Source organism: Paenibacillus sp. FSL M7-0134, from assembly GCF_038007865.1.
Lineage (GTDB): Bacteria > Bacillota > Bacilli > Paenibacillales > Paenibacillaceae > Paenibacillus > Paenibacillus polymyxa_B.
In genome coordinates this window covers 810,919-826,278 of sequence record NZ_JBBOXV010000002.1, presented here as the reverse complement: position 1 = coordinate 826,278, position 15,360 = coordinate 810,919, and the positions used below count along the sequence as shown (strand labels likewise).

Sequence of the window (15,360 nt, the reverse complement as noted above, 5' to 3'; positions counted from 1 at the left end):
GAAAAAAGTGGATATATTTAGTGAGTGATACAACTACTTATTTGACCTGATTCTTTGTAAGAATAGATTGATACTGCTCATTTGGATCAGCTACAATTCTTCGAGATAAATGCTTTAAAACATGGTCCGTTTTATAAAGCAACTTGTCTACTTCCCCCAGCTTCATCGGCTCTTTAGATACATCATCTTCTCCCGAAACCAGATAATGTACCGTACCGATAAACAGCACCATATCTAAATTGGGCTCAGCCTCTGTGTGAATTAAAGGGAACAGGTCAGTCACGGATAAACGAATATACAATGGAATGATTTGGTTTCGATGAACATAAATGGCCTTAGCCATAGAAAACATCGCTTGATCACAAAGAATGAGGCAGTTTTGAAACTGATTATGGTCGCGCATCATCTGTGCAAGCTTGATCTGGTATTCGGCAAGCTTTTGAAAATCCATCATGCAATTGAATATGTAGGTGTCACTGTACTTAGACAGTTTGAAATCGGAATCACTATGTAGTTGGGGACTTAAGGAGTAATGTTTCAAGGGGAATCAACTCCTGAATTAAAATTTCATAAACGAGGATTTTGCTAAATCCCATAAGCGACTTCCAATGAACAAGATATAGATCGAAATGGTTTAGTTCGTCTATATCCTTGCACTTCGGAGCGACTGGTATCGAATTTTGCAAAATCCTGAAACAAATGTGAGCAACATAGCACAATTATGTAACCATCAAGATGTATAATTTTCTAGCTACGGGACAAGCTTCATAATAAATATTACTATATAGTAGTTTTTAATTCAATTTACTTACTAACACTTATTAATTAGATGTAACTCTTTCTCTACACTTCTAACTAGAGGATTTTGCAAAATCCAATAAGCGACTTCCAATTAATAATATATAGATTGAGATGATCTCGTTCGTCTATATATTACATTTTGGAGCGATTGGAATCGAATTTTGTGAAATTCTTACTATAGAGAGGTGTAATCATGTCAGAACTTTTAGAATTAGTCGGTACACGTATTCGAGATATCCGAAAGTCTAAAGGGCTTTCCCAAGAAGCTTTAGCCGAAAAAGCAGGATTCAATTCGAGTTATATTGGTTTCATTGAGCGAGCGGAGAGAAATATATCTTTGAAAAATCTGGAGAAAATAGCGAAGGCATTGAACGTGGGCGTCTATCAGTTGCTTACATATGTGAAGGACAATGATGAGCTTACCGAAGAAGATTCGAGTATAAAAACCATTTTGACTCTCCTAAGAACTCGTGAATCCAAAGATACTGAGCTGGCATTAAAGATTCTTACGGACATCTTTATAAGAATCGATGAACGATGAAACAAAAAAGGAACTGCGCTTTGCAGTTCCCCACCAACCCCTTACGACAACGCCAACATCGCTTTCATATCTTCCTCTGCGGTAGTAATTAGTTTCAAGCCAAACATCTCCACCAGTACATCCAGTACGCCAGAAGAAATGAACTCAGGCGGCTTCGGCCCAATGCGAATATCTTGGATGCCAAGGCTGAACAAGCCTAGCAGGATGGCGACCGCTTTTTGCTCAAACCAGGACAGAACAATGCTGACAGGCAGTTCGTTCACCGTACAGCCGAAAGCATCCGCTAATGCCAGAGCGATTTTAACAGTAGAACCCGAATTGTTGCATTGTCCCAAATCAATATAACGCGGAATGCCGGTATCTCCAACGGTGCCATAATCCACGTCATTAAAACGGAATTTACCACAGGACGTGGTCAGAATGACTGTATCATTCGGCAAGGATGTAGCCAGCTCGCGATAATAGTTGCCGCCTTTGCCCGGTGCGTCGCAGCCTGCAATGACGAAGAAACGACGGATATGCCCGTCTTTAACTGCCTGAATAATCTCAGGAGCCAGCCCGATAACCGTCTCATGATGATATCCCGTTGTAAGCACCTGCTCAGACTCTACATCTGCGGCTGGCAGTGCTAAAGCACGCTCGATCAATGGAGAGAAATCGTCGTCCATGATCTTGGCTACTCCCTCCAGCCCGGCTACTTCATAAGAGAAGAAGCGGTCTGCATACGTGCCTTTAATCGGCATAACACAGTTCGTCGTAGCCAGAATGGCGCCCGGGAACTCTTCGAACAGTCTGCGTTGATCGTACCAGGCTTTACCGATATTCCCTTTGAGATGTGCATATTTCTTCAATGCCGGATAACCGTGGGCAGGCAGCATTTCTGAGTGGGTATAGATGTTGATGCCTTTACCCTCTGTCTGCCGCAGCAATTCCTCCAGCGCATACAAATTATGTCCGGTCACGACGATGCATTGGCCTTCGATTTTATTTTGGCTGACCGTAATCGGCTGCGGAATGCCAAAACGATCCGTATGCGCACGATCCAGCACATCCATGATCCGTACAGCCGCATTTCCGACCTTCATCGCCATTTCCAAATGCTCTTGTACATTAAAGTTAGAATTGGTTAAGGTCATATATAACGCTTCATGCGTGATCCGATCTACCTCAGGATCGCTATATCCCAACTGGCGAGCATGTGTCGCATAGGCAGCAATCCCTTTTAATGCAAAAATCATCGTATCCTGCAAGCTTGCTATCGTCTCATCCTTCCCGCACACCCCAACTACTTTACACCCGCCACTCGGCGTCTGTTCACACTGATAACAAAACATATCGTTTTCCTCCAAATATTGATAGATATTTGTTCGTTATCCCCAGCGTAACAAACCCCTGAATACATAGGTGTGATTACACACACATTTTTTCTTACAGTTTATTATGAAACAGTGTGGGACTCATCCCTCATTTCAATCCTTCCTACTCTACCGTGCTTTCTTGAATTCCACCGCCTTTACGGTACTGCACAGGGGACACGCCCATAGTCTTTTTAAAAGCGGTGCTAAAATAGTGCTGACTGTCGTAACCCGTACGTTCTGCTATATCATAGATAGACAACGTCGTGGAATCCAGCAGCTGCACCGCTTTACGGATACGAGCACGCGTGACGAGGGTCACGAAGCTGTCGTTGAGCTCTTTTTTGAGCACACGGCTGAGATATACGGCGGATACTTGTAGACGCGAAGCAAGGGCTTCCAACGTCAGCTCCCGATCGGCGTAACCTTCCTGAATGAGCTGCCGAGCCCGACGTACGATGGGAGACAGCTGCGATTCGCCATACACTCGATCCCGACTCACCCGGTACGCGTCAATTGCGCCTTCCAGTCCACCCGCGTTGGACTCCACATGCGTATGAACCGCTATATTCAGGTAGCGTCCAATCGCCTGCTCCATGGAAGCGCCTATCGTCTCGGGTGCCTCCTGCCACAGGCATATGCCGATCAGTCCGTTCGCATCGCGGAACAACACATGCGGGCAGTCCTCCAGCAGTTCGCCAATAATATTTTCAGCAGCAAAAAGAAATAACTGGCGGTCATTCTCGCGCATAATCGTCTGCCGGGCCTCTGCCGCAGGCCACCGTACGACACCGATCTGAGCAGGCGGCCGCGATGGAAGCCGTAAAAACGCCAACTGCTCCATGACGTCTTTTCCCGTGTGTTGCCCTTCCAGCCATTCCAGGCAAAACCGCTGGCGTAGCAGCGGAATATTCCGTTCAATCTGTCCGGCGGCTTGTTCTACATAGGCAGCACGCTTGTACTCTTCGTCCATTCGCTGACGAAGCCGCAACAACGCAGCATGAAGCTGATCCGCATCTACCGGCTTCAAAATATAATCCTCTACGCCAAGTCGGACAGCCTCCTGCGCATAAGCAAACTCATCATGCCCAGAAATGATCAGACAGCGGCACTCCGGACGTTCTTCCCGCAGCCGCCGAATCAGTTCAATGCCGTCCATGAACGGCATATTCATATCGACCAGCACGATGTCGATATGAAGCTGACCCACCAGCTCCAGCGCTTCTTCTCCGTCCTCCGCCTCTGCTGCCACCTCCATGCCCAGAGCCGCCCAGTCTATGCAATCTCGTATCCCCTCTCGGATGATCGGCTCATCATCTGCGATCAATACTTGATAACGTTTTGCCGTCCCTATGGTCACTTCCGTTATGGCCTGGTCAATCAGACTATCCGTTGTCGAGTTGTCTGTGGCCTGTGATTTCGTCATCCTGACCCTCTCCTTTTTCATAAGGCTTCTTCAGTTGCGCCATATCCAGCAGCAATGGTTGAGTGATCGTAACGCAGGTACCTGTCCCTTCTTTGCTCTCCAGTACAATTCCATATTCCTCGCCAAAAGACAACCGGATACGCGCTTGTACATTCAGCATGCCATAGCTTCTGCCATGGGTACTAACTCCCTTTTGCTTCTGCTTTCCTTCCATCGCCTCCAGGGGTATTTCCAGCCATTCACGCAGTTCACGCAGCCGGTCCGCCGTCATCCCTGCGCCATCGTCACGTACCGTCAGCAGCAGCTTGTCGCCCTCGGCTTTAGCTTCTATCCAAATCGTGCCTGGGCCTCGTCTGGCCTTGATGCCGTGATAAATCGCATTTTCCACTACAGGCTGAAGCATTAACTTCAACACGAACAGATCCTTTAGCTCGTCGGGTACATTCAATTCCCAGCGAAGTCGGTCACGATAGCGGGTTTGCTGGATTTGCATATAGCTCGATATGTGCTCAATCTCGGAGCGCAGCGGAATAAAGTCATCCCCCTTGCTCAGCCCTAGACGGAACAATCTCGATAGCGCCCCCACCATGTCGGACACGTCGTCTGCTCCATTTTTTCGAGCCATCCAGTGAATGGTATCTAGCGTATTGTATAAAAAATGCGGCTTAATATGCTCCTGAAGGCTGCGCAGCTCGGCATCCCGCTTTTGCCGTTCCCTCAGTTCGCTAAGTGACATGAGACGGCGAATTTGCTCCAGCATCCGGTTAAAACTCCGCCCCAGCATCCCAACTTCATCCCCACGGTCACTCCATTGGCGAACTGTAAGATCTCCTGTCTCTGCTGCCCGCATATAGGACATCAGCCGGAAAATCGGCTGCGCAATGGAACTCGACAATCGCAAGGATGCCGTTAAGCCAAACAGACATACAATAAAAACAAAACAGACGACATAGAACTTAATTTGCCGCACTTCCAGTGTAGATTCGCGTGCCGGGAATACCCCCACTGTTCTCCAGCCCGTGAATTCGGAAGCCCTGAACATGAACAGCAATTCTCTGCCCCCAGCTTCACGGGTAAACATCCCGCTGTCACCTGCCCCGAACCATTGCGACGGAATGCGCTCAATCAAAGGCATATCCGGCCTGTACACGCTGCGCCCCTCAGCATCTGTCACCATTAAATACCCGCTTTTGCCCAAGGTTACATCTCTGGCGGCCTGCGACACAGCCCGTAGCTTGAGGTCAATCATAATCGCGCCTAGCACGCGTCCGGTTTCCGAATCCGTAACCGAACGAACGACGGAGACAATTTCGCTGTCCTTGTACCGGACATGAGTGGTCACATTACGGTGGCTCGGCTGTCCTAGCACAGTGAATATGCCTGCATGCTGCGCCGCCTGTTGGTACCAATCTTCTTCCGTCAGGCTACGCGTGCTTCGAGCATACATTTCGTTGCTGATATAGTCGCCTTTTTCGTTCACGATCAGAATCCCTGCAATTTCAGGATATAGCGTAGTATAGCCCTGCAAAAATTGCTTCATTTTATACAGCGTATCCTGTTCCTGTACAGAACTTAATGCCTGCTTGGAAGTGAGAGTCTGGTTTTCCGGTGTTATTACACTCGCATGACCCGCGTGGCCGTCAGCCAGCGTCTTCCCTTTCCAGAACTCCCCGATATCGGGGTTAAAAGCAATCAGATACGTCATGTTTTGCAAATTTTCCATTTTGGTGTCCAATGCTTCGTTCACCTTGCCAATCAATTGCATCGTATGGTCTTCCACCTGCCGCTCAATAATCCGTTCCACCGTCCAATTGACCAGCAGACCTAATCCCAGCGAAGGCACAATGCCAAACAACAGGAACAGCAGCATGAGCTGAAAGCGTAAAGGCATATTGCGCAAGCGTAAGCGAGGCATCGTTTGGTGCACCCTTAAGTGGATACGCTTCCAAAATTTATTTCGCATAATAATCATCTACATTCGCCCGGGTGACCACGGAAATCCCAGTATCTACCCGCACGGGCAGCGGAGTGTTGTCGCCAGAGGAAGAAGGTGCAGGAATCGTTAAATGATGATGCAGATGGAACAGATATTGAAGCGACCAATAGCCCATATTCCATGTTCCCTGGGCAATCGTTGCCGAGATCGTCCCACCACGAATCATATCCAGTGTCGCTTTATTTGTATCAAAAGAAATGATTTTCAGCGGATGGCTGTTTTTTTGACTCAGTACCGCTTCACCCACACCTGTTCCTCCCGTTGCATCGGTCACAAAAATGCCCGCCAGTTTCGGATAAGCTTTCATCAGCCTTTGCGACTCATCCCGGGAGACCATCGCGTCTGCACGGCCATCTGCGACTTCCACCACCTTCATCGCAGGATACTGCCGTTGAATGGTATCGCGAAAGCCACGCGAGCGTTCTTCATGATTTTGCTGTCCAGGTAGTGTCAGAACAGCGACTTGGCCTTCTCGTCCCAACAGCTCTGCCATTTTATCTGCAGCAGTCACGCCCGCCTTATAATTATCCGTGCCCAAAAAGGAATACGCACGACTCCCCGGCGCTCCGGCATCAAACAGTACTACAGGAATGCCCGCATCCAGCGCCTTATTAATCACCGGAATCAGGGAGTGAGGATCAATCGCTGATATGGCAATCCCTGCGGGCTTACGAGCAATCGCCTGCTCAATAACGGTCGTCTGCTCCTGCGCATCATAACGGGTAGCTCCCCGATACTCCACAGTCACCCCCAGCGCATCCCCGGCATCCTCGAAGCCCTTGAGCCCGCTTTTCCAATACTCCAAACCAGACTGGAAGGTAATCATCATATAGGTTTCTCCGATGCTGCCTCGTAGCCCCTTATCCTCCCAAGTACCATTCAACGGGCCCGTTTGTTCATACCTGAACACATAGAGAGCAAAGGCCGCAATCAACAGCATGTATACCAGCAGCGTTTTTTTCATCCTTCCTCTCCTCTTCCTGTGTGTATCCTTAAGTTATAAATTCACTTTAATTTATTCTGGTTTTACTTAGATTGTAAACGCAATCATATCAAATTGGAACTACTTCACTCTTCTTACTTTCAGGTGGCGTTAATCCTGCACTAATGTTTCTACGTTACAATACCTACAATTGTGCTAGGAAAAACATGTGCGTATCTTGCGGAAAAGGAGTGATATGGATGAGTAAGCCGCGTATCGCGGAGTGGACAGAACTACGGGGCCTTGCCTACCTCGCTGTCGTGCTTCAGCATTGCATTGGCGAATATATTTATCGCAGCGACATCCAACAGCCAGATTCTGTTATGCTCGCGATGCTGTATCATTTGACACGTTTTGGCACACCGACGTTCGTTTTCCTGTCTGCGGCGCTGCTTTTTTATAACGGCAACAAACCGATTGGCTACCCTCGCTATATTGGCAGGCGGTTTCGAGATATTTATGTTCCTTTCCTTTGCTGGACTGTTATTTATTGGGTATGTACTCAAAACTGGTCAACGGCGCAGTGGGGAAATATTTACTTTTACAAAGGTATGTTCGAGGAAATGATCATCCCCGTCAGCGGATATCATCTATGGTTTGTAGTGATGATCTTTCAGTTTTATATTTTTTTTCCTTTATTTCCAAAAGAAGCCGGGCAGGTTCAAGCGTTTCTACGTCGTTACAGCACGAAAAGACGCAAACAGCTTGTTTTGGCTATTATGCTGATTTCCGCTGCGGTTTATGCTTTGCTGTTACAATGGTCCTACTATGACATGTCTGCATGGAGCACTGGGTTGCCGTCCTTTTGGCAGACTCTGCTGGATTATCGCACCTACAACTTTGTCATGTACTTTTTCTATTTTATGCTGGGCGCAGTATGTGCTTACATGACAGACACCTGGCGTGGACTGGCCAAACAGACGTTGCCGTGGAATGTATTTGTCTTTATTGGTTTGTTCATGCTCATGGGTCACACGATGCTGATCCAGTCGGGTGATACGATCAATCTTAATATTTCCACCTATTTGAAGCCAAGCACCTTTGTTCTCATTGTGTCGCAGTTGCTTTTATTGTACGGACTGCTGCTCCATTTGCAAAAAGATACGCGATCCGAGCCGTTTCGCCGTATGCTGAACTGGATCGGACGTTATTCTTTTGGAGGATATCTGGCCCATGCACTCGTACTGGCCTTCATATCCTACTACACCCGCCCGCTTGCACTGGGCGATCATCATTTTACAGCTACGCTCATTACGTTTATCGTCGTAGCAAGTGTTTCTCTAGGCATAAGCTGGCTGTTTGCCCATCTGCCCGGCGGCAACTGGATTGTTGGCTCCAAAGGCAGACAGCGATTGAACTGGCATTCGTTTCGCTTCCAGTTCTTTTCCTCCAAACGTGCTTCCAAAAGCACGCAGGAGCTTGGCTAATGGAAAAGGGTTGTTACAGCACTAGAAAAGGACACTCCCGATTCATTCCGGGAATGTCCTCTCTAAGCTAAATTAAAAACAATTATCATATTACCTAAAGCTTTTATACAACAAAGATTCCAGACTAATGCGTTTACCATTTGATATTATTGAGGTCTCAACTAGAAACATCCTACTATCAACTCCAATATGAAGACGGAATAATTAATTAGCCTTGGTGATATTTACGTACAGAGTCTCATCTTTCTTACTACTGTCTACAGTAGCACCCATAACTTCGGAAACAAATCTGAGTGGCACCATGACACGGTTAGGAGATACCGGCATTACAGGAGCGCTAGGCAGTATTTTCTGCTGTTCGTTTACATAAGCAACTTTGCTTCCAATTATCAAGCGTACTGTCTTACCATCTTCCGAACGGATTGTAACCTCTTGCTTTTCTCTGTTCCAGTTTACAGTTTCACCTAGATTTTCTGATACAAATCTAATGGGAACATAAGTAGTATTCGTCGCTCTTTCAATATAAGGATTAGCATCTGATGTAATCTCAACATTGTTGACTTTAATCACAAGATTATACAAGTATTTAGGAAGAGCTGCATTGGCCTGATCTACTGTCAAAAAGAAGATTAAGGAAAAAAGTAATGTGTTAACTGCCTTTTTTAACATAACGCATCAATCCTTTTCTAATCGAATTACATTCATTGTTTGTAAAAAGTATACTTCTCTACATGATTTGAATCCTTGACATAATCAATTCGTCCACCATGATTCCAAACATCATCACTCAAATTGGTAACATTTTCGGGGTACTTGGTTCCAGCACTATTATTAATTAGGAATCTCATATAGGGGAACCAGCATTATTATGGAAATAGCAGTAACTCTTTTAACGGATCTACCAGTCGCACCCAAACCATTAAATTTGACTACATAGATATTAGAATAGTTAATTTGCTCTCTAATAGTTAATATAGGTTCATCCGATTTGCCAGCATAATAAAATACTTTATAACCTTTGTCATCTCCCTCATTCACTTGGATTTCTTGCTCAAAGCATCTTTAATGTACTGGTTAAATTCATCCGACGAAGGTTCTTGTCCTTGAGCATTTGCGGCCAAGCTCGGAATGGAAATGGCCATGAGTAGAATAGAAAGAGCAATTAAAAGCCTCTTAATATGTGTATATTATCCTCAAACTGCAGGGCTCGCTTATTGAGCGCTGCTTTTTTTATTGCCTTAGTATGCCGTCCCCCAAAAAAACGATTAACATTTTATGACATGAATATGTATTTTATTTTAAAATAAGTCATTATATAGAATAATAATAAACGTTACGTGAGAGAAGTCACAGTTTTGCATAAAAAGAAAGGGGAGGATGGACTAAACATAACTTCGTCGTTATTAATGATCTGATCGAAAACATGGTGAGGCTGCTTTCTGGTCTGATACATACAATTGTACTGATTAATCAGTTCATCCAAAAGCATAGACTGTTCAAGTACACAAGCATGTCCGAAGCCATGCTCTGCGTAAAGATCATGCAAGTGTTGTCTGGCATTTTCCATTTGTTGTATTAACATTAACGTGTCATTTCTGTTCATTCTGCATACCTCCTAATGAATCTTATTTTAAGGAGGGATGTACAAATACTTCATGATCTTTTTTGAACCAAAAAATTACAAAATAATACAAAAAGAGACCAGCAATAAGCTGGCCTATGGTAATGAATTAGTGCTTGGTCAAGATCCACCAACGTGCCCTTTGGTTTGGATCGTGCCAAAGCTTGGAATTCCGGCTTGGATTGGTACTGCGAGTACCAATAAGAAGCTAGTTATTGCGAAAAGAAAAACCATCTTTTTGATCAATTTTCTCCCATAGACTTTGCAAATGATCTCGGGTTTCAGGAACGGTATACGCTTTAAATCGTTCAAATAACATTGCACAATTATGCGAAAGTATTCCTTTATTAATGGATTCGGCCTTTTCCCATGCATTTAGGAGACATTTGAAACCATATGGATATCTACCTTTATTTAGATTGTATTTAGCCATCTTGTACCAGAACCGAATGTATTCTCCCGGTAAAACTTGTTGTGTGTACATGTCAGAAGATGACGGTTCCTGATAAGCTGCAATTTGGGGTTCAAAGCGCTGTAAGATATGGTCCACATCTACATTGTATCGATTAGCTACTTCAAGGACGTTTAGTAGCTCGGCAAAAATCTCATTTTCGGCAGCCATATGTTCTACGTAATCCGGCAAAACACTTATATCCCCGGACATAAGCCTGTTGACGTAAGTATTAATTTTTGCCCATTGTAGATATTGCTTCTTCCAATAAAGTGAATCAGGGTCCTTCTCCTTTACCCAACTTAGATCAGCATAACCGCGAATGTGTTCTAATGCCTGTTCATGATCTCCTTTTGCATCGCAAACACTTGCACATAATAGTTCAGAATACGTTATATAAGTAAAAAGCGGCCTACTTAGCTTTTTTCGCGACTCTGTTCCTTTACGCTTGGAGTTATAAACCAAATTATATTGGATCTGTCCTAATTGACCCATTTGACGTGCAAAATCATATACCTTGTCCCACATGCTCAATGATCTGTACACGTTTGCTAAATCTTTTAATGCATCTAATTGCTCTATCTCGTCTAAGCGATCCACAAAAGGGGCAAATTCAATGGCAGCTTGAAGATTTACAGCTCTATCTTGTCCAATATTGATTTGGAACAAACGATACTGGCAGATCGCCAATCGCTCTGAGTGCTGCTGCTTCTCACTTTCAGCCACCTTTTTGTAAAGGTATGCCGCTGCTTCATTGTAACCGTCTTTGTATACATTTTCGGCAACTTCAAAGAGCGATGGCGGATAATTAGGGTTATCCAATAATAGAATTACCACTCGCTGCAAGCAATCCAATCGCCCCAGCTCAATGCATCGATATAGGAAAGGGCTGATTTTTTTCCAGTTTAGCGGAGATTCTTCAATGCATTCTTCAATATAACGCTCGTAAAAATAATCCGGTGGTAAATTCATTCCCGCAGTAATACTATCCAGTTGGTGAACAGAAATAGATCGGTTACCCGTCACAATGCTACTAACTGTACCTACATTCAAATCAATCGTGTGACCAAACTTGGTCATCGTTAAGCCTTTTCGTTTCAAATAGGTTTGAATTTCTGCCTGTATCGTAGGTGTGATTTCCATGGATAAACCACCCTTTCAGCATTTTCATAGAATTTCAATTTCAATAAACAATATAGTTTGGAAACTAATAGTATAATTATTGATTTTCCTTCACGATAATACCATCTTTTGGAACAAACATAAATGCTTTTACTTTATTGATTTTTATATTTTTATTAGGAGATCATTGGATGTTGGACAATGGAAGGAGAAGATCATTTGAAAAATACAGGTATGACACGTCCATTGGATACGTTAGGCCGGATTGTTATCCCTAAGGAGTTGCGAACCTCTATGGGTATTCAAGCTGGTGAGTCTTTAGAATTTTATTTAGATGTTGAAACAGGATTATTGAGTATGCGGAAGTATATTGGAGTCTGCTGTCACTTATGTTATTCGGTTCAGGATTTAAGCTATTTCAGGGGTTCATTTTTATGTAAAAAATGCATAAACGATCTGAAGGGAAACATAGGTGTGAGTCAAATACCTGTTCCTGTTGTTAAGGAACCATACAAAGAAAAGCGAGCACATCGGTCGCCTTCACAACATTTGGTTGAGAAGCTAAGAAGACTTATGTATGAGCATCCAGTAGCCAAGCAAGGTGAATATGCTGAATGGCTTGGCGTGTCACAAGGCCGTATTTCCCAGCTTAAAAAGCTATTATAGGTGCTGCTCAGCTCATATTCTAGCGAAGCTAAATAACCAGTCGCCGGTTGATTTCGTGTGACTGGTTATTTAAACTTTTCATTAGTAGGAAGGACTACAGGGGATAAATCATGATAGACCGACAGAGCTGACTGCTGTGACAAACATCTCTGACAAAACCTGTTATTTTTGAGATAGTGTAGATACACGAAACAGTACAAAGAATGGGGAACTTATGACAACGACAAGGAAGAATAAGAAATCTTCGCAGGAGCAATCAGCCTCAGTTTGTACCTGCATTAATCTGCGCCGTTCCTCGATGGCTGTTACGGGACTGTATGACCGGTATCTGGCCCCGAGCGGACTCAATATTAGCCAATTCTCGCTTCTCAAGCACTTAACTGCGCTGGGACCGGCAAGTGTAAGCGAATTGGCGCTGGAGATGCGGCTCGACCGGACAACGATTGTGCGCAATTTGAAGGCGCTGGAGCATAGCGGATATGTGGAGGATACATCTGCTGAGGGCAGTCGCAACCGCTGCCTTACTCTGACGGAGAGTGGAAGAACGGTATACAACGACGCAGCCGGGCTTTGGGAGGAGGCGCAACGTTTTTTGCAGGAGTCATTGGGAAACGGGAATCTGCAGATACTGACCTCACTCTTATCCAAAATTGAACATTTGGGTTTGTGATTAGCCGCCCACTCATACATGAAGTGTTGCTCAATTCGTGTATATACACGAAAAAAAGAAATGTTTCGCGGTATCAAGGCTGGTCAGTAATATATGTTAGCCCGCAACAAGACTTCTGAAAGGAAGCTTTGCTGTGAACAATAACCACGGAGAGGGATGTGGATAGGATGGTTGAATCCGTACCGGATATGAGAGAAATCATCGCAGCCGAGATGAAAACCTATGTGAGCGAAGGCAAAGGCAATGTTTGTGAAGAACTACAGAGTCCTTATTACGAGGAGCCGATTATTCAATTTGCCGCGGGCAATGATCCTTTGTTTGAGGAGTACAAAAGAGTGGTCGGGCCCGACCACGCCACGCCGCAGGAAGCATTTGAACGTTCCTTTGGAATGGGGAGTTTTGATGGAGGCACCGTTATCAGCGTTGTGCTGCCGATCAGCGAGACGATTCGCAAGGCTAATCGTGCGCAAAAAGATAGAGCCTCAAGGGAATGGACGCTGCTGCGGACCTTTGGCGATGAATATTTTGTACAGTCTGCGAGGCGGCATTTGGCGAGATACTTAACAGGCCTTGGTTACCGTGCAGTTGCACCGCTGGATACGGATTGGTACAGCATTTATGGTGCCACAGGGGGGCCGATCTCCAACTGGTCGGAGCGCCACATTGCATATGCTGCGGGTCTTGGCACCTTCAGTATCAACGACGGCTTCATCACCGAAAAAGGAATTGCCATCCGCCTGCTGTCCGTGGTGACCGATCTCAAGGTGCCGCCTGATGCCAGAGCATCTTCAGTCACAGGCCATACCGGAAACTGCCTGCTGTGTAGCAAGGGCATCTGCGGTGTGTGCATTACCCGCTGCCCTGTGCAAGCCATCAGCAAGGAAGGCGGACATGACAAGATTGCCTGCATGAAATTTGTGTACGGCCAAGCATCACGGGACTTTGCGGTTCTAAACGGGGGCGAGGCCAAATCAGGTGCCGGCTGCGGACTGTGCCAGACCAAGGTGCCCTGCGAGAGCAGGAATCCGATGCGGACCGCCCGGTGAATATGGAAACCTTGAGGACCGCCATTCTCAAGGTTTTTTAGTGCAAAAAGATACATTTAGTTTTCGTTAGTCGAGGTTGAGGGCGTCCCTGCCTCATGTTTTAATTGAGCTTCATTCGAAGCCCCGGACTTACGATCGAATGTAATCGGGCCTTTACGGTTCACAAGCCGTTTCAAATCCACGGTCATTTCATTCTTCAATTTATCAATGAGCTGGTCTTCTTGGATGCCTTTGCTTTTAGCAACCTCGGCCAATGACTTCCCTTGTCCCAGTTCTTTCTCTAATTGGACAGGAGTGATGCCCAGCAGCTTGGCTACTTTCTCGTTGAGATGGTGATTCAAGCCGCCAGGCCGTTTGCCGTGTCTATGTCTGTGAACATGCCCATGCCCGTGGTCGTCCTGTGGTTCAGCATTCCATTGGCGGGCTGCCCCTTGGATAGAGTCGTTGGGAGTGAGAGTTTGCAACGAATTACTCGGTTCCGTCCCGGAAGCTCCAGCTGCACCCGCAGTGCCATACATCATCACTCCTCCATACAGAATAGCAGCGGTCAATTTCCATTGTTTTTTCATGTTGCAGACCCTTCTTTCATCCTTTTTAAAATAATATTTTCTTTTCCCGCTATTTTTATTCATATTTTCGCCTGTTAAGTAACCATAAGACGGGAAAAAGAAATTATGAACATTGCTATCACAATTACACCCAACCTTCGATCTACACGCGCTCCTTGGGAACCCTATCCTGTAGAGTGAGCAAGAATGAATAACTATACTTTCTACAATATAACTTGAAATTTTTCAAGTTATATATTAAGGAAAATATGATAAAATCAAATTGTAAACGTTTACAATTTGATTTTTGGAAAGACATGTTGCATCAAGCTACTACAGAATGCACTGCATCATAGTGAGGCTCAGGAGGAAAGTCCAATGAAACAAAAAAATAAGGTTATTTTTATGGACATCCAAACGCACGAGCAAAACCATATCGATCAGCGAGCACTTCAAAAAGTGGGAAGACATGGACAAGATGTATGAAGTTTTACTTACTGTAGAGGGATACCAAAGCAGTCGGAGTGCCAATGTAACTAGTAATACAATTACGATTGGCGGCAATAATGGCACCAGAAACCAAGAGATCGAGCTCGTTGTAACAGCCGATGACGGGACATGGGATGATTATATTGACTATTTGGAGATCGACTAAAATTTCAAATCTAGTAAAGAGTTGAATCGGTTCGGAGTATCGGAACATCCATA

At 45.1% G+C, this 15,360-nt stretch carries 14 protein-coding genes and 1 pseudogene; 6 read left to right on the top strand and 9 right to left on the bottom strand.

What is annotated here, in order from left to right; translation table 11 throughout:
* Positions 1-37: 37 nt before the first annotated feature.
* The gene (locus NSQ58_RS19425; protein ID WP_341058051.1) at positions 38-541 is read right to left on the bottom strand and encodes a hypothetical protein; all 504 of its coding nucleotides are present in this window, start codon (positions 539-541) and stop codon (positions 38-40) included.
* 453 nt (positions 542-994) lie between these two features.
* Between NSQ58_RS19425 and NSQ58_RS19420 the strand changes: the two genes are divergently transcribed.
* Entirely contained in the window at positions 995-1,342 is a 348-nt protein-coding gene (locus NSQ58_RS19420) for a helix-turn-helix domain-containing protein (protein ID WP_023987345.1), read from the top strand.
* A 41-nt stretch (positions 1,343-1,383) separates the two neighbouring features.
* Here the strand turns inward: NSQ58_RS19420 and hcp are convergent, their stop codons facing one another.
* From hcp to NSQ58_RS19400, 4 genes are all read right to left on the bottom strand, one after another.
* Positions 1,384-2,676 (bottom strand): hydroxylamine reductase, encoded by a 1,293-nt coding sequence (gene hcp, locus NSQ58_RS19415; protein WP_076264432.1) that lies wholly within the window; start codon positions 2,674-2,676, stop codon positions 1,384-1,386.
* A gap of 145 nt (positions 2,677-2,821) precedes the next feature.
* Complete coding sequence (locus NSQ58_RS19410) at positions 2,822-4,123, bottom strand: response regulator (RefSeq protein WP_071559085.1); 1,302 nt, start codon at positions 4,121-4,123, stop codon at positions 2,822-2,824.
* Complete coding sequence (locus NSQ58_RS19405; protein WP_445671678.1) at positions 4,083-6,095, bottom strand: cache domain-containing sensor histidine kinase; 2,013 nt, start codon at positions 6,093-6,095, stop codon at positions 4,083-4,085. The genes NSQ58_RS19410 and NSQ58_RS19405 overlap by 41 nt, the downstream gene beginning before the upstream one ends.
* Positions 6,076-7,083: a substrate-binding domain-containing protein gene (locus tag NSQ58_RS19400; protein ID WP_023987342.1), complete on the bottom strand. Its 1,008-nt coding sequence runs from the start codon at positions 7,081-7,083 to the stop codon at positions 6,076-6,078. The genes NSQ58_RS19405 and NSQ58_RS19400 overlap by 20 nt, the downstream gene beginning before the upstream one ends.
* A 218-nt stretch (positions 7,084-7,301) precedes the next feature.
* Here NSQ58_RS19400 and NSQ58_RS19395 point away from each other — a divergent pair, with 218 nt between their 5' ends.
* Positions 7,302-8,528, top strand: coding sequence for an acyltransferase (locus NSQ58_RS19395; RefSeq protein ID WP_341058049.1), 1,227 nt, complete (start codon positions 7,302-7,304; stop codon positions 8,526-8,528).
* Between the two features lie 204 nt (positions 8,529-8,732).
* Here the strand turns inward: NSQ58_RS19395 and NSQ58_RS19390 are convergent, their stop codons facing one another.
* The 3 genes from NSQ58_RS19390 to NSQ58_RS19380 all read right to left on the bottom strand — a co-directional run bounded on the left by NSQ58_RS19390 (position 8,733) and on the right by NSQ58_RS19380 (position 11,743).
* On the bottom strand, positions 8,733-9,197 hold the full coding sequence (locus NSQ58_RS19390) for a copper amine oxidase N-terminal domain-containing protein (RefSeq protein WP_341058048.1): 465 nt from the start codon (positions 9,195-9,197) through the stop codon (positions 8,733-8,735).
* 664 nt (positions 9,198-9,861) lie between these two features.
* Entirely contained in the window at positions 9,862-10,131 is a 270-nt protein-coding gene (locus NSQ58_RS19385; protein ID WP_341058047.1) for an aspartyl-phosphate phosphatase Spo0E family protein, read from the bottom strand.
* A 226-nt stretch (positions 10,132-10,357) separates the two neighbouring features.
* Positions 10,358-11,743 carry a helix-turn-helix domain-containing protein gene (locus NSQ58_RS19380; RefSeq protein WP_341058046.1) on the bottom strand — a complete coding sequence of 462 codons (1,386 nt, stop codon included), beginning with the start codon at positions 11,741-11,743 and terminating at the stop codon, positions 10,358-10,360.
* A 180-nt stretch (positions 11,744-11,923) separates the two neighbouring features.
* Here NSQ58_RS19380 and NSQ58_RS19375 point away from each other — a divergent pair, with 180 nt between their 5' ends.
* The 3 genes from NSQ58_RS19375 to NSQ58_RS19365 all read left to right on the top strand — a co-directional run bounded on the left by NSQ58_RS19375 (position 11,924) and on the right by NSQ58_RS19365 (position 14,104).
* The gene (locus NSQ58_RS19375; RefSeq protein ID WP_341058045.1) at positions 11,924-12,388 is read left to right on the top strand and encodes an AbrB/MazE/SpoVT family DNA-binding domain-containing protein; all 465 of its coding nucleotides are present in this window, start codon (positions 11,924-11,926) and stop codon (positions 12,386-12,388) included.
* Between the two features lie 214 nt (positions 12,389-12,602).
* Positions 12,603-13,058, top strand: a complete 456-nt coding sequence (locus tag NSQ58_RS19370) for a MarR family winged helix-turn-helix transcriptional regulator (RefSeq protein ID WP_341058044.1) — start codon at positions 12,603-12,605, stop codon at positions 13,056-13,058.
* A gap of 167 nt (positions 13,059-13,225) precedes the next feature.
* Positions 13,226-14,104, top strand: coding sequence for a (Fe-S)-binding protein (locus tag NSQ58_RS19365; protein ID WP_341058549.1), 879 nt, complete (start codon positions 13,226-13,228; stop codon positions 14,102-14,104).
* Positions 14,105-14,160: 56 nt separating this feature from the next.
* On the opposite strand, the gene NSQ58_RS19360 is transcribed toward NSQ58_RS19365, so the two are convergent.
* Positions 14,161-14,673, bottom strand: coding sequence for a hypothetical protein (locus NSQ58_RS19360; protein WP_025723192.1), 513 nt, complete (start codon positions 14,671-14,673; stop codon positions 14,161-14,163).
* Between the two features lie 391 nt (positions 14,674-15,064).
* Here NSQ58_RS19360 and NSQ58_RS19355 point away from each other — a divergent pair.
* Positions 15,065-15,307 (top strand): annotated as a pseudogene (locus tag NSQ58_RS19355) (hypothetical protein); the annotation flags it as partial.
* Positions 15,308-15,360 lie beyond the last annotated feature (53 nt).